This is a genomic window from Lysobacter antibioticus (assembly GCF_001442535.1).
GTDB classification, from domain to species: Bacteria; Pseudomonadota; Gammaproteobacteria; order Xanthomonadales; family Xanthomonadaceae; genus Lysobacter; species Lysobacter antibioticus.
The window spans coordinates 3,467,993-3,488,469 of record NZ_CP013141.1; the positions used below are offsets into that span (position 1 = coordinate 3,467,993).

Sequence of the window (20,477 nt, forward strand, 5' to 3'; positions counted from 1 at the left end):
GGCGCTGCCCCCTTTGCAAAGGGGGCGAACTTTCGATGGGCGCCACCCCATAAGCACAGCGCAGGCCATCAGGCCCCCAGCAGCCAGCAGCGGCGCGGGCCGCGTGTTCGCCGCCGCCGTCGCCTACAATCCGCGCCATGCGCATGTCCAACCTGCAACGCTTGTTTCTCACCGGCCTGTTGACCCTGCTGCCGATCTGGCTGACCTGGGTCGTGGTCAAGTTCGTGTTCGTGCTGCTGTCCGACACCAGCCGTCCGCTGATCGGCCCGCTGCTCAACAACCTCGCCCTCGGCTACCCGCACACGCTGGGCTGGTTGAACGATCCGTGGGTACAAACCGCGATCGGCCTGATCGCCACGCTCGGAGTGATCCTGCTGTCGGGGGTGATGACCCGGCGGGTGATCGGCCAGACCGTGCTGCGCTGGTTCGAGTCGTTGATCAAGCGCATCCCGCTGGCCAGCACCATCTATGGCAGCGCGCGACAATTGCTCGACATCCTGCAGACCAAGCCCGACGGCACCCAGCGCGTGGTGCTGATCGACTTCCCGCACAACGAGATGAAGTCGATCGGCTTCGTCACCCGGGTCATGCGCGAGCAAGGCACCGGCCGCGAACTGGCCGCGGTGTACGTGCCGACCACGCCCAACCCGACCTCGGGTTATCTGGAGATCGTGCCGGTGGAAAAGATCACCCCGACCGACTGGACCGTCGACCAGGCGATGAGCTTCATCATCTCCGGCGGCGCGGTCTCGCCCGAATCGATTCCATTCTCGGTGCCGTCGCCGGCGGCAGCGCCGAACCCGGGGGAAGCGCAAGCATGAAGCCACGCCACTTGCTGCGCCTGGCCGCGTCCCTGCTCGCCTGCATCGGCTTCGCCGGCGCCGCCGGCGCCGCGCCCGCGGCATTGACGCCGCACCGCATCGCCCTCGACGACGGCCGCAGCTTCAGCCTCAACCTGCCGGCCGAGCTGGAGATCGTCCCGGCGGTGCAAGGCCTCAAGCGCGTGCGGTTCTTCGCCCGCAGCCCGGACGGCCGCTTGTTCGTCACCGACATGCACGACCTCAGCGACAACCGTCGCGGCCGCGTCTACGCGCTCGACGATTGGGACGAGCAGCGCGCGCGGTTCGGCAAGGTCTCGGTCTATCTCGACAAACAGCGCAATCCCAACAGCGTCGCCTTCCACACCGATGCGCAGGGCCGCTCCTGGCTGTACGTCGCCAACACCGACAAGTTGCAGCGTTATCGCTATCGCAACGGCGACCTCAAGCCTTCGTCGGAACCCGAGACGCTGGCGAGCTTTCCCGACTACGGCCTGAGCTACAAGTACGGCGGTTGGCACCTGACCCGCACCCTCGCCTTCGGCGACGGCAAGCTCTACGTCTCGGTCGGCAGCAGCTGCAATGCCTGCATCGAGAAAGAAGACGTGCGCGCGGCGATATTGCAGATGAACCCCGACGGCAGCGAGCGCCGCATCTATGCGCAGGGCCTGCGCAACGCGGTCGGCCTGTTGTTTCGCGACGGCCAGTTGTATGCGACCAACCAGGGCGCCGATCACCTCGGCGACCAGAAACCCGACGAAACCATGTTCGCGGTGCGCGACGGCGCCGATTACGGCTGGCCGTTCTGCTATCACAGCAAGGGCCGCACCCTGACCGATCCGAAGTTCCCGCGCAAACCCGGCTGCACGGCGGTGCCCAAGCCGTTCGCGTCCTTCCCCTCGCATGCCTCAGCGCTCGGTCTGAGCTGGTTCCCGCCCGCCGACGGCGCGCTGCTGCGCAACGAATACCTGGTCGCCCTGCACGGCGGCAGCAAGCTCAGCCTCGATCACGGCTACCGCATCGTCCGGGTCGGCGCCGACGGCCGCAGCGGCGGCGAGCTGGTCAACGGTTTCCTCGCCAAGGGCAAGGTGCACGGCCGTCCCTGCGACGTGCTGCGCAACGGCCGCGACAGCTTCTTCTTCAGCGACGACAAAAGCGGCGTGATCTATTACGTGAGGCCCAAGCGATGAGCGCCTCCGGGATAGAGACCGCGGCCGCGATCGCCAGCGCCGGCGGCGAAGGCACGCGCACCCTGCAGGACCGTGCGCTGCGTCTGTTCATCGTCCTGTCGGCGTTTTTCTGCGTCAACGCAGCGCTGGCCGAGTTCATCGGGGTCAAGATCTTCGCCCTCGAGGACACCCTCGGCATCGCCCCGCTGCAATGGAATCTGTTCGGCCAGACCGGCTCGCTGAACTTCACCGCCGGCACCCTGCTATGGCCGGTGGTGTTCCTGATGACCGACGTCATCAACGAGTTCTTCGGCCGCCGCGGCGTGCGCCTGATCTCGTGGCTCGCCGCCATGTTGATCGCCTACGGCTTCGTGTTCGCCTTCGCCGCGATCGCGTTGGCGCCGGCGGCGTGGTGGGTGCAGGCGGCGCAGGCCCAGGGCGTGCCCGACTACCAGGCCGCGTTCGCGGCGATCTTCGGCCAGGGCCTGTGGAGCATCGGCGGCTCGCTGATCGCTTTCATGATCGGCCAGCTGATCGATGTCGGCGTGTTCCACCGCATCCGCAGCCTCACCGGCGAGAAACACATCTGGCTGCGCGCGACCGGCTCGACCGCGGTCTCGCAGTTGGTCGACAGCTTCGTGGTGCTCTATATCGCCTTCGTGCTCGGCCCGCAGCACTGGCCGATCCCGCAGTTCCTCGCCATCGGCTCGGTCAACTACGTCTACAAGATGCTGGCCGCGTTCGCGATGATCCCGCTGATCTATCTGTTGCGCATGTGGATTCACAGTTACCTCGGCGAAGCGCGCGCCCGCCAGTTGCGCGACGAGGCGGCGGCGGACTGATCGCCGCAGCACGGGTGCCCAAGGTCAGCCCAGCCGCTCAGCCCAGCCCCATCGCCTCGCGTATCCGCTCGCGATAGCTGGCGCCGCTGCCCAGGCGCTGGCCGTTGACCAGACGCAACAGATAACGGCCGCCGTCGAGCTGCTCGATGTCGCGCACCGCCTGCAACTGGACGATGCGCGAGCGATGGATGCGCACGAAGCGGCTCGGGTCCAGCCGCGCCTCGATGCCGTTCAGGGTCTCGCGCAGCAGATAGGCCTGGCCGCCGGCATGCAGCTCGACGTAATTGCTCTGCGCAATGACCGATTCGATTTCCTCCACCGGCAACAGCCGCAGACGCGCGCCGATCGGCACCGCCAGGCGCTGCGGATAAGCTTCGCGCGCGCCCTCGCCGGCCGCGCCCGCACTCGACGGGCGTGGCGTATGACCTGCACGTGCGCGCCGCACCCGCGCCAGCGCCGCGCCGAGGCGTTCGGCCGAATAGGGTTTGAGCAGATAGTCGACGGCGTCGGCATCGAAGGCGCGCAGGGCGTGCTCGGCATGCGCGGTCACGAACACCACTTGCGGCCGGCGCGCCGCCGGCAGCGCCTGTAGCACGCCGAAGCCGTTGAGGTCGGGCAGGCGGATGTCGAGAAACACCACGTCGGCCGGCAAACGACGCAAGGCCGCGACCGCGCTGTCGCCGTCGGCGCACTCGGCGATCACTTCCACATCCGCCTCCAGGCCGAGCAAGCGGCACAGGCGCGCGCGCGACATCGCCTCGTCGTCGACCACCACCGCGCGCAGCCGCGCCGGCGCGAGCAGGCTCATGCCGCGGCCTCCAGCGGCTGCCAGCGCCGGTACGGCAGTTGCAGGCGCACGCTGGTGCCGCCGTCGGCGCGCGCGCCGATGTCGAAGCGATGGTCGTCGCCGTACAGGCCTTGCAGGCGCGCGCGGGTATTGCGCAGGCCGATGCCGGCGCCGTGCACCGCCTCGCCGGTGCCGCCGTCGTCGCTGACTTCGAGGATCAGGCGATCCTCGCGGCGCTCGGCCCGCACCGACACTTCGCCGGGCGTGGTCCGCATCGCCACCGCATGGTGGATCGCGTTTTCGACCAGCGGCTGCAGCAGTAACTGCGGCACCTGCGCATCGAGCAGCGCCGAGTCGATCGCCCAATGCACGCGCAGGCGTTCGCCGAGGCGGATCTTCTCGATGCCGATGTAATGGTCCAGCGCGACCAGTTCGTCGCGCAAGGCGATCTCCTGGCGATGCGAGCGGTCGAGGCTGTGGCGCAGCAGCGCGCCGAGGTCGACCAGCATGCGGTCGGCGCCGTCGGGGTCGCGATGCACCATCTCGGCGATCGAATTGAGCGCGTTGAACAGGAAATGCGGATTGAGCTGCGCCGACAGCGCATCGAGCCGCGCCCGCGCCAGCCGCGCTTCGAGCTCCATCGCCTGGCGTTCGCGGCGGCGCGCGCGTTCGGCATAGACCAGCGCATGCGCCACGCCGACGATCAGCCAACTCGTCAGCAGGTTGTTGAGCACGCTCGCGGCAAGCAATTCGCTCAGCGGCGGCAGGCGTTCGTACCAACCGATCCAGCCGTTGAGCGCGGCCACCGCCGCGGCGCGCAACCCGATCACCACGACGACCGCGAGGCCTTGCATCGACAGCGCCGCCATTGCCCGGCCGCGTTCGATCGGATGACGCCCGACCCAGGCGAACAACGCCAGGGTGATCGGCACCCATAGCCAGGCGCTGGCGAGGTGCTGGCGCAAGGTGTTCGGCCAATCGGCGGGTTGGCCGGCGGCTTGATGCATGGTCACGACCTGGCCGACCCAAACGAAACCGTTGAGGGTCCACCAGCCCAGCACCAGCAACACCAACAGCGGCAGTCGATTGCGCATGGAAGACGATGCTGGACCCGCGCCGCGGCGCTTGCAATCGCCGGCGCGGGGTTCGTCCCGCGATCCGGCCGATTCGTCCCGGCCCAGCCCCGAACGCCGTCGCGCCCGCGCAGGCTGCGGCCACCTCCCTTTCGTGAATCGCCGCCATGCGCCGTCTTTCGCGTCTTTCGATCGCCCTCGCCGCTCTCGCTGCCGTCGCCCTGCCGGCCGCGGCTGCCGACACCTGTCCGCCGGTACGGAAATTCGCCGACGGGGTCATCTCCACGCCGCAATGGGAATGGCGCCTGAGCTTCACTCCGAGCCGCCTGCGCGCGTATTGGTCGACCAGCAAGGGCTGGTGGCCGGGCACGCGCGAACGCGCGACGATCATGACTTCGCAATGGCGGCCCTCGGGCTGGAGCGCGCCGCAGGTCGCGCCGTTCTCCGGCGTGCACAGCGACATGGACCCGACGGTGTCGCCGGACGGGCGTTATCTGGTGTTCTCCTCGGAACGGCCGCGCCCCGACGGCCAGGCGGCGAAGATGGACCTGTGGATCGCCAAGCGCGGCCTGCGCGGCTGGGGCGAACCGCGCCACCTCGGCGCCGCCGTCAACAGCGCCGGCGACGAGCTTTATCCCAGTACCGATCTGCGCGGCAACGTGTATTTCGCCAGCGATCGCGACGGCGAGTTCGACATCTACCGCAGCGAGCGCCTGCGCAACGGCGACTACGCGCCGGCGCGCAAGCTCGAAGGCGGCGTCAACACCGTCGAACGCTGGGAGTTCAATCCGGAGATCTCTCCCGACGGCCGCATCCTGTTGTTCACCCGCCTGGATTTCCCCAACGACCCGCTGCCGGACCTGGGCTACGGCTACGGCGACCTGCATGCCGCCCGCTACCAGGACGGCCGCTTCGGCACCGCCAAGAACCTCGGCCCCTGCGTCAACACCGTCTGGGACGAGTTCCACCCGACCGTGCTGTGGGAACGCGGCCTGCTGTTCTATGCGCGCGACATCGGCCGCCCCAGCGATTTCTACTACACCCGCCTGCAATTGCCCGATCTCGAGGGTTGAAAGCGCGGCGGCAACCGGCGGGCGCAACCAAGGCTGCGCGAGTGCGATCGCGCTCGCGCATGACCTTCGGCTCATGCCTCCGCCGGGCATGCGCGAGAGCCTGCGGGTCCGTCCGTCCGCATCGGCCATGCCATGACCTCGCTTCCGTTCCGCCGTCCGGGCCCGCGCCCGGTCCGCATCGCCCTGTCCGTCGCGCTCGCCGCGGCGCTATGCCTCGCCCTGCCTGTCACCGCCGCGCCCGCATCCGCATCGGCCGATCCGGCCGCAACCGCGCCGCGCAAAGTCACCGTCCAGACCAAGGGCGAAAAGCTCAACCGCCTGTACGAGCAGTACTGGGAAGAGAACCTCAAGCTCAACCCGCTGCGCGCCACCTCCCAGGGCGACCCGCGCTACAACGACCAACTGCCGAACTTCCTCAGCGCCGAGTTCCGCAAGCAGTCGCACGAATTCTCCGAACGCTGGCTCAAAACCATCGAATCGGTCGGCTCGCAGGGCCTGTCCGACCAGGACTTGCTGAGCTACGAGATCTTCGTGCGCGAAATGAAGATCAACCTGGAATCGGACCGGCATCCGTCCTGGCTGCAACCGGTCAACCAGTTCTACAACTTCGCCGCCAGCATCGCCCAGCTCGGTTCCGGCACCGGCTCGCAACCGTTCAAGACCGCCGCCGACTACGACAACTGGCGCAAGCGCGCGGCGAAGGTGCCGGCGGTGTTCGACCAGCTCATCGCCAACAGCCGCGAAGGCGTCAAGCGCGGCGTGGTGCAGCCGAAGGCCTTAATGACCAAGGTATTGCCGCAACTGGATGCGCTGATCAAGGACGATCCCACCGCGACCTTGTTCTGGAAACCGGTGACGGACTGGCCGGCCGGCATCTCCGAGGCCGACAAGGCGCGCCTGAGCGCGGACTACCGGCAGATGATCCAGACCGAGCTGATGCCGGCCTACCGGCGCCTGCGCGAGTACATCGCCAACGATTACCTGCCGCATGCGCGCGACAGCGCCGGGCTCGGCGCCCTGCCCGGCGGCGAAGCCTGGTATGCGTTCAATGCGCGCCGTTCGACCACTACCACGATGACCCCGGCTGAAATCCACCAGATCGGCCTGGACGAAGTCGCGCGCATCCACGGCGAGATCGGCAAAATCCGCGGCGAAGTGAAATTCCAGGGTTCGCTGCAGGACTTCTTCAAGTTCATGCAGACCGATCCGCGTTTCACCTTCAAGGACGAGCCGGCCCTGCTCGCGCACTACCGCGGCCTGGAAGCGCGCATCGACAAGAAGATTCCGCAGTTGTTCTCGCTGACGCCGAAGGCGCCGTTCGAGATCCGTCCGGTCGAGGCCTTCCGCGCCCAGTCCGCCGCCGGCGGTTCCTACATGCGTCCGAGCGAGGACGGCACGCGTCCGGGCATTTTCTACGTCAACACCTACGACCTGCCGACCCGCAAGACCTGGGACGCCGAAGACCTGTACCTGCACGAAGCCATCCCCGGCCATCACTTCCAACTCGCCTTGCAGCAGGAACTGACCGGCCTGCCGAAGTTCCGCCGCTTCGGCGGCGAAACCGCCTTCAGCGAAGGCTGGGGCCTGTACGCCGAATCGCTGGGCAAGGAACTCGGCGTGTACGCCACGCCCTACGACTACTTCGGCTATCTGCAGAACGAGTTGTGGCGCGCGATCCGCCTGGTCGTCGACACCGGCCTGCACAGCAAGGCCTGGACCCGCGAGCAGGTGATCGCCTACATGCTGGAGAACTCGGCCGAGAGCGAAACCCAGTCCACCGCCGAGGCCGAACGCTACATGGCCATTCCCGGCCAGGCGCTGGCCTACAAGATCGGCGAGCTCAAGATCATGGAGCTGCGCAAGCGCGCGCAAAGCCGGCTCGGCGCGCGCTTCGACATCCGCGAGTTCCACGCCGAAGTGCTGAAGGACGGCTCGGTGCCGCTGGACGTGCTCGACCGCAAGATCGATCGCTGGATCCAATCGAAACAAGGTTGAGCAAGCAAGGGGGAACGAACCGGGTCCGGAGCTCCCGGACCCACGCCCCGGCCTCCCGCCACCACGGGAAGCCGGGATCGCCGGCGACCTGAGCCACGCGGGCAACGGCGCCGCATCGCACTAATGTGCTTTCTAACTCACTAGGTTTCTATTCATCTGCGCGGCCCATTCCCGGCTTCCCCCTTGGGCCGCCTTTCGGGCAGGATGAGGACCGGCCCACCTGGATCGCACTGCCTGCCGAACCCCACTACCGCCTTCATGAGCCCAGCCCCTGTGGGCTTCCCCGCATGCCCCGCCGGCTTCGTCCAGGCCCCGAGCGGCCGGCCGGATGCATCGATGCAGGGCGGCCCGGGCCGCCTCTCCGGTCGGGCCGGAAGCGGCGGTCGAACCGGTCGACAGCAGAAAAAGTGTGACTAACACCGCATAATTAGCGGTTGTTGTGCCTCGCCGTCCACGGTGCCCGCCGTCCCACCCAGCCTCGGAATACGGATGTCCCACATTCCAGCGCCCCAATCCTTCGCCGCCGCGCGTGCCGCGTCGCGCAGCCTTGCCGCCTTGGCTTTCACCCGCCTTCGTTTCGCCGCGCTGTCGCTCGTGCTGTTGTTCGCCTGCACCGGCCTGGCCCAGGCGCAGGACTGGAGCTATCGCGTGCGTCCCGGCGACACCCTCTGGGACCTCGGCGCAAAGCACCTCAAGAACGGCATCAACTGGCGCCGCTTGCAGGAACACAATCGCATCGCCGACCCCTATCACCTGCCGCCGGGCACGCGCATGTTGTTCCCGGTCGGCTGGCTGCGCATCGAACCGGCCAAGGCGCGCGTCATCGCCGTGCGCGGCGCGGTCAATCTGCTGACTTCCGAGAAGGCCGCCGCCGCACTGGTCGTCGAAGGCATGCGCATCGGCATCGGCAGCCGCGTCGAGACCGGCCCCGGCGCCAGCGCCACGCTCGAGTTCGCCGACGGCTCGCGCCTGATGATCCAGGACAACAGCCGCATCTCCTTCGACGAGCTCAGCAGCTACGGCAGCACCGGCATGGTCGATACGCGCATGCGCCTGCAGCGCGGCCGCACCTTGAACCGGGTGATCCCGGCCAAGGGCCCGGCCTCGCGCTACATCATCGACACGCCGTCGGCGACCTCCAGCGTGCGCGGCACCCACTTCCGCGTCAGCGCCGGCGACGAGGGCGCGCCCGACGCGACCGAAGTGCTGGAAGGCAAGGTCGCGGTCGGCAATCAACGCACCGAGGTGATGCTGCGCCCGGGCTACGGCACGGTCGCCGCCGCCGGCGCCGCACCGTCGGCGCCGATCCGGTTGCTGCCGGCGCCGGCCTTGAGCGCCGCGCCGCCCGAACAGCTGCCCGCGACCATCGCCTGGTCGCCGGTCGAAGGCGCGGTCGCGTACCGCGTCGAAGTGGTGCGCGACGACGCCCCCGAAGTGTTGCTGTTCGAGGCCCGCACCAGCGACACCCGCCAGCGCATCGACGACCTGCCGGCCGGCCGCCACCGCGTGCAGGTGCGCGCCGTCGCCGCCAACGGCCTCGGCGGCCGCGACAGCAGCCAGGTCTTCACCGTCAACGATCAGCCGGCGCCGCCGCTGACGATCAGCCCGCTCGACGGGCAACGCCTCAACCTGCCGCGTCCGCGCTTCGAGTGGACCCACGCCGAAGGCGCCGAGCGTACCCGCCTGCAGGTCGCCGCCGACGAACACTTCGGCCAGCCGCTGATCGACACCGAAGTCGCCGGCCAGCGTTTCCGCCCGTCCGAATCGCTCGCGCCCGGCAAGTACTACTGGCGCGTGGCTTCGCGCGACGGCAAGGGTCATGCCGGCCGCTACGGCAACGTCTTGCCGTTTGAAATCAGCGATGCGCCGGTCGATCCCGGCCTGGAAGCGCCGCAGGCGGCGAAGGGCATGCTGACCCTGCGCTGGCAGAAGGGCGAACCGGGCCAGCGCTATCGCGTCCAGATCGCGCGCGAACCGGACTTCTCCAAGCTGCTGCTCGAAGAGGTGGTGGACGTGCCGCAGATCGAACTCAAGCGTCCCGGCGGCGGCACCTGGCACGTCCGCGTGCAGACCATCGAGGACGACGGCTACGCCGCGCCGTACGGCCCGCCGCAGCAAATCCGCCTGCCCTGCCGCGTCTGCTATGGCGCGGGCGCCGCCGGCGCCTTGCTGCTGTTGCTGAGCTTATGACCCCAACGGCCCGGTCCAGGTTGTTACGAGGCGGCGCAGCCCTGCTCGCCGCCGGCCTGGCTGCGCTGTTGACCGTCACCGGCGCGGCTTCGCGCCTGGACGACGTGTTCTACGACCTGCATCTGTCGAACTGGGGCTACGCGCCTGACGACGACGTCGTCATCGTCGCCATCGACGACCGCAGCCTCAACGAACTGGGGCAGTGGCCGTGGCCGCGCGACATTCACGCGCAGATGCTCGACCGCCTCGGCTACGCCGGCGTGCGCGGCGTCGCCCTCGACCTGGTGCTGGCCGAGCCCGACCGCACCGGCGACGGCCACGACGCCGCCCTGGCCGCCTCGATGCGCCGCGTCGGCCGCGTCGCCCTGCCGGTGACCACCGCGCCGCTGCGCCAGAACGGGCCGCTGGTGGAAGTGTTGCCGACCCCGCTGATCGCGACCGCCGCGACCACGCTCGGCCACACCGACATCGAGCTCGACTCCGAAGGCACCGCCCGCGAGATGTACCTGCAGGCCGGCCTGGGCGAATCGCGCTGGTCGGCGCTCGGCCTGGCCCTGATCGGGCTGGAACCGAACACCGTGCCGCATCCCCTGCCCGGCCTACGCCGCCCCGCCTCCGAACGCGGCTCGCCGTACCAGCAGACCCGCGATCACCGGGTGCGCATCCGCTTCGCCGGGCCGCCGGGCACCTTCGGCCAAGTCTCGTACTCGGACGTGCTCGACGGCGAAGTGCCGGCCGAGCTGTTGCGCGGCCGCTGGGTCGTGGTCGGCGTGACCGCCAGCGGCCTCGCCCCGAGCTATCTCACGCCGATGTCCGACGTGGTGCGCATGGACGGCGCCGAGTACCAGGCCAACGTCATCGAGATGCTGCTGCACGACCGCACCATCGTGCCGATGCGGCCGGTCTGGCAGGCGCTGCTCGCCGCGACCATGCTGTTCGCGGTGGTGCTGTTGATGCTGCATCCGCGCTTCCAGCGCCCGCTGCTGGTGACCAGCCTGGCCGCCTTGCTGACCGCGTTCGGCAGCGTCGCCCTGCTGCGCCTGGGCAATGTCTGGTTCGCGCCGGCCACCACCATCGCGATGATCGCGCTGGCCTATCTGCTGTGGATGATCGCCCACCTGCGCCACTGGCGCCGCGAGGCCAATCTCGACACCTTGACCCGGCTCGGCAACCGCCGCCGCTTCGATCATGTGCTGCAAAACGAACTGGCCAGCGCCCGGCGCACCCGCACGCCGCTGTCGCTGGCGCTGGTCGACGTCGACTTCTTCAAGGCCTACAACGACTCCGAAGGCCACCGCGCCGGCGACAAGCTGCTGCGCCAAATCGCCGAGATCATCGCCTCGCATGCGCGCCGTCCGCGCGACCTGGCCGCCCGTTTCGGCGGCGACGAGTTCGCGGTGATCCTGCCCGATACCCACGTCGAAGGCGCCGCCCGCGTCGCCGACGGCATCCTGGAAGACATGCGCAAACTCGACGCGCGTTACGGCGAAGGCCATGCCGACCAGCGCGTCAGCCTCAGCATCGGCCTGTACACCTGCGTGCCCGGCGTCCACACCCACGTGCGCACCTTGTTCGACGGCGCCGATTCGGCGCTGTACCGGGCCAAGGAAAACGGCCGCGACCGCCGCGAAGCCACCCGGTTCGGCGAAGTCTGAGCGGCAGCGAATCCCGGCGACGCCTGTCGCCAGGGCGATGGCGACAGGTCGTCGTGGCCGCACCGCCTCCCGATCGAGGCGGGGCGCACCCGTTTACCGCATAACCCTCCACGGACCACCCCGCCCCTTTGAAAAAGGCGCGGGGGGATTCGCTTCTGCCTTTCGATCGCCGCCTCTACATCGAAGTAAAGGTGTCGGCACCGGCGAGGATGTGATCCCAGTCAAACTGCGAGTTCGGCCGCGACAGATGCCACAGCGTGCGCAAGCCCGCGCCCGCGGACGTGTCGCTGCAGGTGCCGGTCCAGGCGGTGATGCTGCCGATCTGGCCCCAGCGCACGCTGAAGGCGATGGTGACCGCATTGTTCGCGCCCGGTGCCGGCGGCGCCGAATTGACCCAACCGATCAGCGGATAGAAACCGGGCGCGCCGCCGTTGGTGCGGTACTGGCCCTGGATCGCCCCGGTGCTCGGGTTGAACGAGGTGATCCTCATCTCCGAGCCCATCTGGTTGCGCCACAAGCCCACCGGGTTGCCGCAACGCACCACCGCCGCGGCGCCGGCCGCTTCCTTCTGCGGTTCTTTCGCCGACACGCTGCCGTTGATGGCGAACAAGCCGAGAAGAACGAGAACTGCTCCTGCACGTTCCATGTTGCCTCCTGTCATAGGCGGCGAGTGCGCCGCGATTTTCAAGCGATTTCGAATCGCATCGACCAATCCCGAGCCGGTCGCCGAGTGCGATGGCGTCGAAGCGTTCGCGGATGCAATCGCGGCGCCCTCGGGCGGCCGTTGCCGTGCGAAGTGTTCGGCGTGATGTCCGGCGAAGTCTCCGCTGCCTGGACCCGACCGAACCAGACGGCCGGCGGACCACCGCGATCGCGCCCCCGCTTCGCTCGCATCGAACGCGAACCACCGCTGGGCTGCTACTACGCTCGCTAACCCGGCGGCGGCCGAAACGCGATTGCGCACACGCTTTGCCGTTACCGAAGTGAACGACGCGAGCGGGCCGCGCGTCTGCGCCTGCTTCGCTGGCACGCAACGTGATCGCCGTCGCGAATCATCGACGCTTCGAACGAAGATCTCCGCTACCGGATGCGCACGAATCGTCAGGAGCGCCCACAACGAAAAGGGCCGGCAATGCCGGCCCTTTTGTTCATCGATGACGAACCCGCTAAGCGGATCGATCAACCGGCGTTGCGGTCGCGACGCTGGCCCGGCTGCGCGCCTGCGCCGCCGCGGTGCTGCTTCGGACCGGCATGCGCGTGACGCGGGGCCGGCTTGCCGTGCGGACGATGCGCCGGCTTGCGCGGTCCGTTGTTGCCGCGGTTGTTGCCGCCCGGGCTGCGCGCGCCCGGCGCATCCGAACCCATGCGGATCGGACGCGACGGCTCGTAGCCGGGCACCGTCACCATCTCGATGTCGTCCTTGAGGATGCGCTGGATCTGGCGCAGCAGGCCGCCTTCGTCCGGCGAGACCAACGACAGCGCTTCACCGGTGGCGCCGTTGCGGCCGGTACGGCCGATGCGGTGCACGTAGTCTTCGGCGACCATCGGCAGGTCGAAGTTGATCACCAGCGGCAGGCTGGGGATGTCGAGACCGCGCGCGGCGACGTCGGTGGCGACCAGCACGCGGGCCTTGTTCGCCTTGAAATCGCGCAGGGCTTTCTGGCGCTGTGCCTGGCTCTTGTTGCCGTGGATCGCGACCGACTTCAGGCCGGCCTCTTCCAACTGCTCGGCCAGACGGTTGCAACCGTGCTTGGTACGGCCGAACACGATCACCTGATCGTTCGGACGCTTGGCCAGGATGTCGATCAGCAGATCGCGCTTGCGGCCGCCGTCGACCGGATGCACGCGATGGGTGATGGCTTCGGCGACCAGGCTGTTGGCGGCGATCTGCACCTGCTGCGGGTTGCGCATGAATTCCAGCGCGAGCTGCTTGATCTGGGTTTCGAACGTGGCCGAGAACAGCAGGGTCTGGCGCGACTGCGGCAGGCGGCCGAGGATGCGCTTGATCGCCGGCAGGAAGCCCATGTCGAGCATGCGGTCGGCTTCGTCCATGATCAGCATCTCGACGCCGTCGAGCTTGGCGCTGCCGCGCTCGAGGTGGTCGATCAGGCGGCCCGGCGTGGCGACGAGCACGTCGACGCCGCGGCGCAGCGCATCGAGCTGCGGGCCCATGCCGGCGCCGCCGAAGATGGCGTGGATGTTGAGGCGCAGGTACTTGGCGTAACCGCGCAGGCTGTCGCTGACCTGCAGCGCCAGTTCGCGGGTCGGCGCGAGGATCAGCACGCGCGGCTTGCGCTGGGTGTTGCCCTGGGTGGTGGCGAGGCGGTGCAGCAGCGGCAGGCCGAAGGCCGCCGTCTTGCCGGTACCGGTTTGAGCGCCGCCGAGCAGGTCGTGGCCGGCCAATGCGAGCGGAATGGCTTCGCTCTGGATCGGGGTCGGCGTGGTGTAGTTCTGTTCGGAAAGGGCGCGCAGCAACGCGGGCGCAAGCCCGAGCGATTCAAACGTCATGTTGGAACTCCAGTGGTTCGCGATGCGGCCTCACCCGGCGCCCGTCGAAACGGGCGCACGATCGAGACGATCGCGTGATGACCCCAGCGTTCCCTTGAACCGCGCTGCGAGTATCTGATTTGACGGCGCCGGATGCTCCGGGCCGTGTCTGCGCTACGAAAGACGTGCGGGATAAAAAGTCGCGCCGGCGAATCCGAGAACTCGGTGCGGGGCGACAGGCAACCTGGGAAACGTACCCTTGCGGGGAGGCAGCCGTGCGCTGAACGGGGCGAACTCTACTCGAAACCCCGTGAAACCGCCAGCTGGGTTCCACGGAGGGTGTCAGCGGGCGGTCATGTGCTGGGGGGCGGAGGCCCTGCCGTGGGTGGGTTTGGGGGTGGCCGGGGTGGCCGGGGTGGCCGGGGTGGCCGGGGTGGCCGGGGTGGCCGGGGTGGCCGGGGTGGCTGGGGTCGGGTCGGGGCTCGGCAGGGGTTGGTCGGGTCTGCCCGTGGGGTTCAGGGTGGATGGGCTGCGGGCCTCGTCCATTTTGAGTTGCGTTCAGCCCGGATCGACACTCGAAGTTGCATTTCGCTTCCGCTCTGCCCGCACGGTCATCCTGGGGAAAGCCGGGGTGCTTTCGATTTTCGTCGCGGACAGGCGGTTGTGCGGTCGCGGCTCGCGCCGCTCCACCCTGGCAGCAGCGTTGCGCCTGCCGTTGCCGTTGCCGTTGCCGTTGCCGTTGCCGTTGCCGTTGCCGTTGCCGTTGCCGTTGCCGTTGCCGAGATTTTGATCTGCTTTGCCGCTTTACCGGTCAAGTGGAGACCCGGAGGGCGGCGCACAGGACGTGCGCCGTTTTTCGATAAGACAGGGACGTCTTATCGAAAAATCCCGGCGACAGCATCGCACTCGTGGCCTGTGCCCTTGCAAGGAGAGCCCTTTTCTTTGGTTACCTTTCTTTTGGGCTTAGCAAAAGAAAGTAACCCGGCCGCGTTAGCGGACGGAAGCTTTGCACTTGCTTGAAGCTTCTTTGAAAACAAGATCAAACGCCAAAAGCTTCCGCCACTAAAGCGGCGGGTTACTTTCTTTTGTCATAAGCAACAAAAGAAAGCTAACCAAAGAAGTTGCTTTTCTTTGAATCACCAGCCCGCACGAGCGGTGCCTCCGCGGGGATTTTTCATACGGGACATCCCTGTCCCGATGAAAAACGGCCCGCATCCATGCGGGCCGCCCTCCGGGTCTACTTCAGCCTTCGCGAGTGCGAATCGGCGCACAGCAACAACCAGGGCGAGAGCAAGAGCGCACAGCAACGGCAACGGCAACAGCCACCTACCCTCACCTACCACCTACAACCGCTGGCGATTGTCCGCCGACACTCGGTCGATCAACTTGTTGTAGGGATCGAACCCCACCTCATACGGCGCTTCGTCGACGACCACCTTGATCGTCGATTCGCCCTCGGTGATGCGGCGGCGCTCCAGCAGCAGCGGTTTCTCGTCGGCTTCCTCGCCCGAGAGACCGCGTGCGAACACGCCGATCTCGATCCAATCGTCGAGCCGGGCTGGGCTTTCCTTGCCTTTGCCGTCGACATAGACCTTGCCGGTATGCAACTGCATCGTCACTTCGTATTTGCCGTCGGCGCGCTGGGCGCTGCTCGCGCTCGCCACGCGGTTGTCGTAGAAGGTGATCTTCTCGAACAGGTCGGTGATCAGCGCTTGCTGCTCGGGCTTGGCTTCGGCGCGCAGGTAATCCAGCAGTTCGGCCGAGGTGGTGTACGGCGGCTGTTGGTAGCCCTTGTCCTGCAGGAAGCGCTTCAGCGCGCGGTTGACCGCCGCTTCGCCGAGCTCTTCGCGCAGACGGTAAAACACCAGCGAACCCTTGCGGTAATGCACGTAGGGTTGGTTCTCGACCCGATACAGCGGCAGTTCCTCGACCCGCTCGGCGCTGCGCTCGGACAGGTAGTTATCCAGTTCGTACTTGAGGAAACGGCGCATCTTGGCGCGGCCGTAGGCCTTCTCCATCACCATCAGCGCCGAGTACTGCGACAGCGATTCCGACAGCATCGTCGAACCCTGCAGGTCGGCGCCGATCACCTGGTGCGCCCACCACTGGTGCGCGACTTCGTGCGCGGTCACGTAGAACACGTAGTCGATCGCGCTGGTGTCGCGCAGGTCGGCGATGAAGCCGATCGATTCGGAGAACGGAATCGTGTTGGCGAAGCTCTGGGCGAAGCGGGCATAGCCGGGGAACTCGATGATGCGCACCTGGCGATGCTGGTAGGGCGTGAATTGGGCCTGGAAATAATCCAGCGACTGCTTGACCCCATCGATCATCCGATCGACGTTGTAGGCGTGTTTCGGGTCGTAGTAGACCTCGACCGGGATGCCGCCGTGTTCGACGCGCTTGACCTGCCACTTCGCCGACAGATAGGCGTAGAACGGCAGCATCGGCTGGTCCATCGCATAGTCGAAGCAACGGCGTCCCTCGCGGCGGTACTCGCGCTTGAGATAGCCCGGGGCCAGCGCGATCTGGTCCGGCGCAGTGCAGACCGTGGTCTTGAAGTCGATCCAGTCGGCATCGCCGCCGATGTAGTGGTTGCCGCGCGCCGCCCGGTCCTCGAGTTTGGCCATGCGCTGCACCTCGGCGACCCCGCGCTTGCGGCGCTCGTTGCGGTCGGCGAGCTGGCGGTTCTCGTTGTAGCCGAAGTGCGGGAAGGCGGCGGAGTTGAAGAAGCTGCCGTTGGCGACGATGGCCTTGTTGTCGGGCTCGTTGCTGAAACCGCGCTGCGCATACGACTGGGCGAAACGCAGTTCGCGCTGTTCGCCGGGCTGCATCGGCCGGTCCAGCTTGTAGATGCGATAGCCCAGGCGCTGGTCGTCGTGGCTCAGCTTGGCGCCGCCGAACTCCAGGGCGGTGATGCGCTGCTCGGGATCGACCGTGATGTGGAACTCGCCGATCGGCTGCGCATGTGGGTTGACGATGCGGTAGCGGCCCTCGCTGGACACGCTCAGGCTTTCCGGATGCAGGTCGACGTCGACCTCGACGGCGAGGATCCGCGGCTGGGCGAGGCCCTTGTACTTGCGGTAGTCCTTCTCGTAGCGCACCTGCTCGTCCATCGCCACGTCCGAGGGCGTGTAACGGTTGAGCAGGTTGGTGTTCCAGAAGATGTAGCTGCCGGCACCGACCCAGGCCAGGGCGAACGCCGCCAGGACGATGCCGGGCGCGCCGCGCAGGCGGCTGCGCGCCAGGGCGATGCGGTCGCGCAGGCTCGGCGAGACGCCGCGCACCCAGAACGCCGCGGCGAGGGTCAACAAGGCCGCCACGAACAGGCCCCAGTACGCCTGGTACCACAGGCGTGCGCCGAGGAACTGGCCGTAACCGTTCATGTCCGAATACGGCGCTTCGGGGGCGCGGCTGAAGTTGTACAGGTTGTGCTCGAAATGCAGCAGGCCGAACGCGGTCTGCAGCACCACCACCAGGATCAGCGCGCCGTAGCCGATGAACTTGTTGTTGGTCAGCACCTGCAGCACCAGGGCCAGGCCGCCCATCAACACGAAGGGAATCGAATCGAGCAACAAGGCTTTCGCGTACAACAGCGGTTCGAGTTGGTGATAGCCCTTGGCGAGTTGGTAGCCGATCGCGCCGAGGCTGCCGATGGCCTGGAAGATCACCACCACCAACACCAGGGTCGCGGCCTTGCTCAACAGCGGCACCCAGTTCGGCACCGACATCGCATCGGTGACCTCGGCCAGCTTGACCGCGCGTTCCTTGAACACCAGGTCGCCGGCGTAGAACATCACGATGAACACGACCATGAAGCCGAAGGTGTCCTGCAGGGCGCCGATCATCACCGAGGTGGTCGGATAGGTTTCGGTGCCGAACAGGCTGCGCATGGCGCCGGCGCTGCCGAGCAGGTTGGCGACCGCGAACGCCAGCATGATCAGGAACGGCACGCTCTTGAGCACGCCGACGGTGTCGAAGCGCAAGGCATGCAGGAACTGGGCGACGGCGGTGCCGGTGCCGAAGACAGGCTTGACCCGCGGCGCAACCACGGCCGAGGGCGTCGTCGCCACCGGCGCGGAGCGTTTTTTACGCCGGAACCAGCCCTTGCCGGTCGCGCTGCGCTGCGGTTTGAACAGGACGAAGGCGGTCGCGGCCAGGATCAGGCCGATGCCGCTCCAGACCAGGCGATTGGCCAGCAGGAAACGGTCGAGGGTCGGGATCGCGGTATTGAGTTCGGCCGAGGACCAATAACGCAGGGTGCGCCGCAACGCGGTGATGCCGAACGGATCGACCATCACCGCCAGCCACTCGTTGTCGAGGTCGGTGGCCAGGCCGCGGCCGACGCGGTACAGGATGAAGAACGCGATCACCCCGAGGTAGACCACCAGCAGGTTGCGCGCGGTCACCGCGAGCAAGGCCAGCAGCGCGCCGACGAACAACAGGTTCGGCAGCACCACCACGCACAGGCCCCACAGATACGGCATCAGCGAGAACGGCCCGAGCCGTTCCGGGTCGATCCACGGCATCAGCGGCGCGATCATCAGCCCGGCGGCGACCATCGCGAACACCAGCAGGCAGGCGACCAGGGCCGCGGAGAAGCGGCCGATCAGGAAGTCGCGCTTGCGCATCGGGCTGGAGAAGAACAGGTCGGCGGTGCCGAGCTCGAAATCGCGCAGCAGCGCGCCGGCGATGAAGCTGGCGATGGCGAACAGGCCGAGCAGGCTGAAATAGCTCAGCGCCATGATCACGGTGGACGGCGCATTGCGGTTGACGTTGCCGATGGCACCGCCGATCTGCACCGCATCGGAGCTGGTCATCGCGAAAGCGAGCAGTCCGAACAACAGGGAAATAAGCCACAGCAGCGGCGCGCGCAACTGCTGGCGCAATTCGAAACGGAAGAATTCGGCGATCATCGGCGCGCCCCGCTCAAGCCGCGACGCGCGAATGGTGGCGCAGGCGCTGGAAGTACACGTCTTCCAGGTCCGGCGCGACCGGCTCGAAGCCCTCCCCCGGGTGGTCCTGGCTGAACACATGGATCACCGGCTGTCCGGCGACCAGGCGCGTCGACAACACGATGTAACGCGTTTCGTAGCTGGCCAAGCTGGCCTTGGTGACCTGCTTGCGCCACACCTGGTTGGCCACCGCGGCGATCGCCGCGTTCGGCTCGCCGGTCAGCAACACCTTGCCCTTGTTGACGATGGCCATGGTCGGGCAGAGGTCGGTCACGTCCTCGACGATGTGGGTCGACAGGATCACCGCGACGTTCTCGCCGATCTCGGCCAACAGATTCAGGAACCGATTGCGTTCCTCGGGGTCGAGGCCGGCGGTGGGCTCGTCGACGATCACCAGGCGCGGGTCGCCGAGCAGCGCCTGGGCGATGCCGAAGCGCTGGCGCATGCCGCCGGAAAAGGTGCCGAGCTTCTGCTTGCGCGCCGCCCACAGATTGACCTGGTGCAGCAGGCCGTCGACGACTTCGCGCCGTTGTTTGCGCTGGGTCAGGCCCTTGAGCACGGCGAAATGTTCGAGCAGGTCCTCGGCGCTGACCTTCGGGTACACGCCGAAATCCTGCGGCAGATAGCCCAGTTGGCGCCGCACCGTGTCCTTGTCGCGCAACACGTCGATCGGGCGGCCGTCGGCGCCTTCGAGGGTGGCGCTGCCGGCGTCGGCTTCCTGCAGGGTCGCCAGGGTGCGCATCAATGAGGACTTGCCGGCGCCGTTCGGGCCGAGCAGGCCGAACATGCCGCGCGGGATGTCGAGCGAGATGCCGTCCAGCGCGCGTACGCCGTTGGCATAGGTCTTGGTGAGGTCGCGAATGCTGAGCATCGATGGGTCCCGTGCGGAGGGAAGACGGCGCGGCGCGGATCGCCGGGCCTTTCCTGACAGGATCGATGCTATCGACCCGAGCGCTTACACCCATGGGCGTTTCGTCGGCATGACCGATGGCAGGGGCAGCGGTTCCCGACGGCCGCTGCGCCCGACGGCACGGCGACGGCCTGCACGTCGCCTGCACGCGCTGCCGCTAACCATGGACCGACGAGGCCCTGCCGCGCGCTGGCGCGGCGGCGAGGACAGGGACGCGAACGGCGGCACTCACAAGGGAGGCGCGATGCATACGGTGATGGTGATACTCGGCGGCCTGGCCCTGTTGGTGCTGTGCCTGCTGGCCGCGCGGCTGCTCGGCGGCCTGGGCCCCGGACCGATGCTGACCGCGGTACAGCTGTTCCTGCCGCTGTGGTTCGTCGGCGCGGCGATCAACCTCTGGGTCGGGGTGTCGCGCGCCGGGTACAGCGTGGCCGAGGAACTGCCGATCTTCCTGGCGGTGTTCGGCGGGCCGGCCGCGGTCGCCCTGTTGCTATGGTGGAAGCTGTCGCGCGGCTAAGCTGCACGG

14 protein-coding genes are annotated in these 20,477 nt (G+C 67.6%); 8 read left to right on the top strand and 6 right to left on the bottom strand.

Annotated features, from left to right (window positions below):
* Positions 1 to 137: 137 nt before the first annotated feature.
* From GLA29479_RS13990 to GLA29479_RS14000, 3 genes are read left to right on the top strand one after another with little or no spacing between them, the layout of a single operon-like run.
* The gene (locus GLA29479_RS13990; protein WP_057971953.1) at positions 138 to 821 is read left to right on the top strand and encodes a DUF502 domain-containing protein; all 684 of its coding nucleotides are present in this window, start codon (positions 138 to 140) and stop codon (positions 819 to 821) included.
* A complete protein-coding gene (locus GLA29479_RS13995) occupies positions 818 to 2,008 on the top strand; it encodes a PQQ-dependent sugar dehydrogenase (protein WP_144436523.1) in 1,191 nt (396 codons plus the stop codon). The genes GLA29479_RS13990 and GLA29479_RS13995 overlap by 4 nt, the downstream gene beginning before the upstream one ends.
* Positions 2,005 to 2,829: a queuosine precursor transporter gene (locus tag GLA29479_RS14000; protein WP_057971954.1), complete on the top strand. Its 825-nt coding sequence runs from the start codon at positions 2,005 to 2,007 to the stop codon at positions 2,827 to 2,829. Before GLA29479_RS13995 ends, GLA29479_RS14000 begins: the two co-directional genes overlap by 4 nt.
* Positions 2,830 to 2,866: 37 nt before the next feature.
* Here GLA29479_RS14000 and GLA29479_RS14005 read toward each other — a convergent pair whose 3' ends face one another.
* Positions 2,867 to 3,637, bottom strand: coding sequence for a LytR/AlgR family response regulator transcription factor (locus tag GLA29479_RS14005; protein ID WP_057971955.1), 771 nt, complete (start codon positions 3,635 to 3,637; stop codon positions 2,867 to 2,869).
* A complete protein-coding gene (locus GLA29479_RS14010) occupies positions 3,634 to 4,710 on the bottom strand; it encodes a sensor histidine kinase (protein WP_057971956.1) in 1,077 nt (358 codons plus the stop codon). The genes GLA29479_RS14005 and GLA29479_RS14010 overlap by 4 nt, the downstream gene beginning before the upstream one ends.
* 146 nt (positions 4,711 to 4,856) lie before the next feature.
* On the opposite strand from GLA29479_RS14010, the gene GLA29479_RS14015 reads away from it, so the two are divergent.
* The 4 genes from GLA29479_RS14015 (at position 4,857) to GLA29479_RS14030 (ending at position 11,602) form a co-directional block, all read left to right on the top strand.
* The gene (locus tag GLA29479_RS14015; protein WP_057971957.1) at positions 4,857 to 5,762 is read left to right on the top strand and encodes a TolB family protein; all 906 of its coding nucleotides are present in this window, start codon (positions 4,857 to 4,859) and stop codon (positions 5,760 to 5,762) included.
* Positions 5,763 to 5,894: 132 nt separating this feature from the next.
* A complete protein-coding gene (locus GLA29479_RS14020) occupies positions 5,895 to 7,757 on the top strand; it encodes a DUF885 domain-containing protein (RefSeq protein ID WP_057971958.1) in 1,863 nt (620 codons plus the stop codon).
* Between the two features lie 489 nt (positions 7,758 to 8,246).
* On the top strand, positions 8,247 to 9,947 hold the full coding sequence (locus GLA29479_RS14025) for a FecR family protein (RefSeq protein ID WP_082638668.1): 1,701 nt from the start codon (positions 8,247 to 8,249) through the stop codon (positions 9,945 to 9,947).
* Positions 9,948 to 9,967: 20 nt separating this feature from the next.
* The gene (locus tag GLA29479_RS14030) at positions 9,968 to 11,602 is read left to right on the top strand and encodes a CHASE2 domain-containing protein (RefSeq protein WP_169795664.1); all 1,635 of its coding nucleotides are present in this window, start codon (positions 9,968 to 9,970) and stop codon (positions 11,600 to 11,602) included.
* Positions 11,603 to 11,777: 175 nt separating this feature from the next.
* Here GLA29479_RS14030 and GLA29479_RS25330 read toward each other — a convergent pair whose 3' ends face one another.
* The 4 genes from GLA29479_RS25330 to GLA29479_RS14055 all read right to left on the bottom strand — a co-directional run bounded on the left by GLA29479_RS25330 (position 11,778) and on the right by GLA29479_RS14055 (position 19,912).
* The gene (locus GLA29479_RS25330) at positions 11,778 to 12,248 is read right to left on the bottom strand and encodes an avidin/streptavidin family protein (protein ID WP_169795665.1); all 471 of its coding nucleotides are present in this window, start codon (positions 12,246 to 12,248) and stop codon (positions 11,778 to 11,780) included.
* A 533-nt stretch (positions 12,249 to 12,781) separates the two neighbouring features.
* Positions 12,782 to 14,110, bottom strand: a complete 1,329-nt coding sequence (locus tag GLA29479_RS14040; RefSeq protein ID WP_031372480.1) for a DEAD/DEAH box helicase — start codon at positions 14,108 to 14,110, stop codon at positions 12,782 to 12,784.
* Positions 14,111 to 15,432: 1,322 nt separating this feature from the next.
* Entirely contained in the window at positions 15,433 to 19,002 is a 3,570-nt protein-coding gene (locus GLA29479_RS14050; RefSeq protein ID WP_057971961.1) for an ABC transporter permease/M1 family aminopeptidase, read from the bottom strand.
* A 13-nt stretch (positions 19,003 to 19,015) separates the two neighbouring features.
* Positions 19,016 to 19,912 carry an ABC transporter ATP-binding protein gene (locus tag GLA29479_RS14055; RefSeq protein WP_057971962.1) on the bottom strand — a complete coding sequence of 299 codons (897 nt, stop codon included), beginning with the start codon at positions 19,910 to 19,912 and terminating at the stop codon, positions 19,016 to 19,018.
* 283 nt (positions 19,913 to 20,195) lie between these two features.
* On the opposite strand from GLA29479_RS14055, the gene GLA29479_RS14060 reads away from it, so the two are divergent.
* Entirely contained in the window at positions 20,196 to 20,468 is a 273-nt protein-coding gene (locus tag GLA29479_RS14060) for a hypothetical protein (RefSeq protein WP_057971963.1), read from the top strand.
* Positions 20,469 to 20,477: the final 9 nt, after the last annotated feature.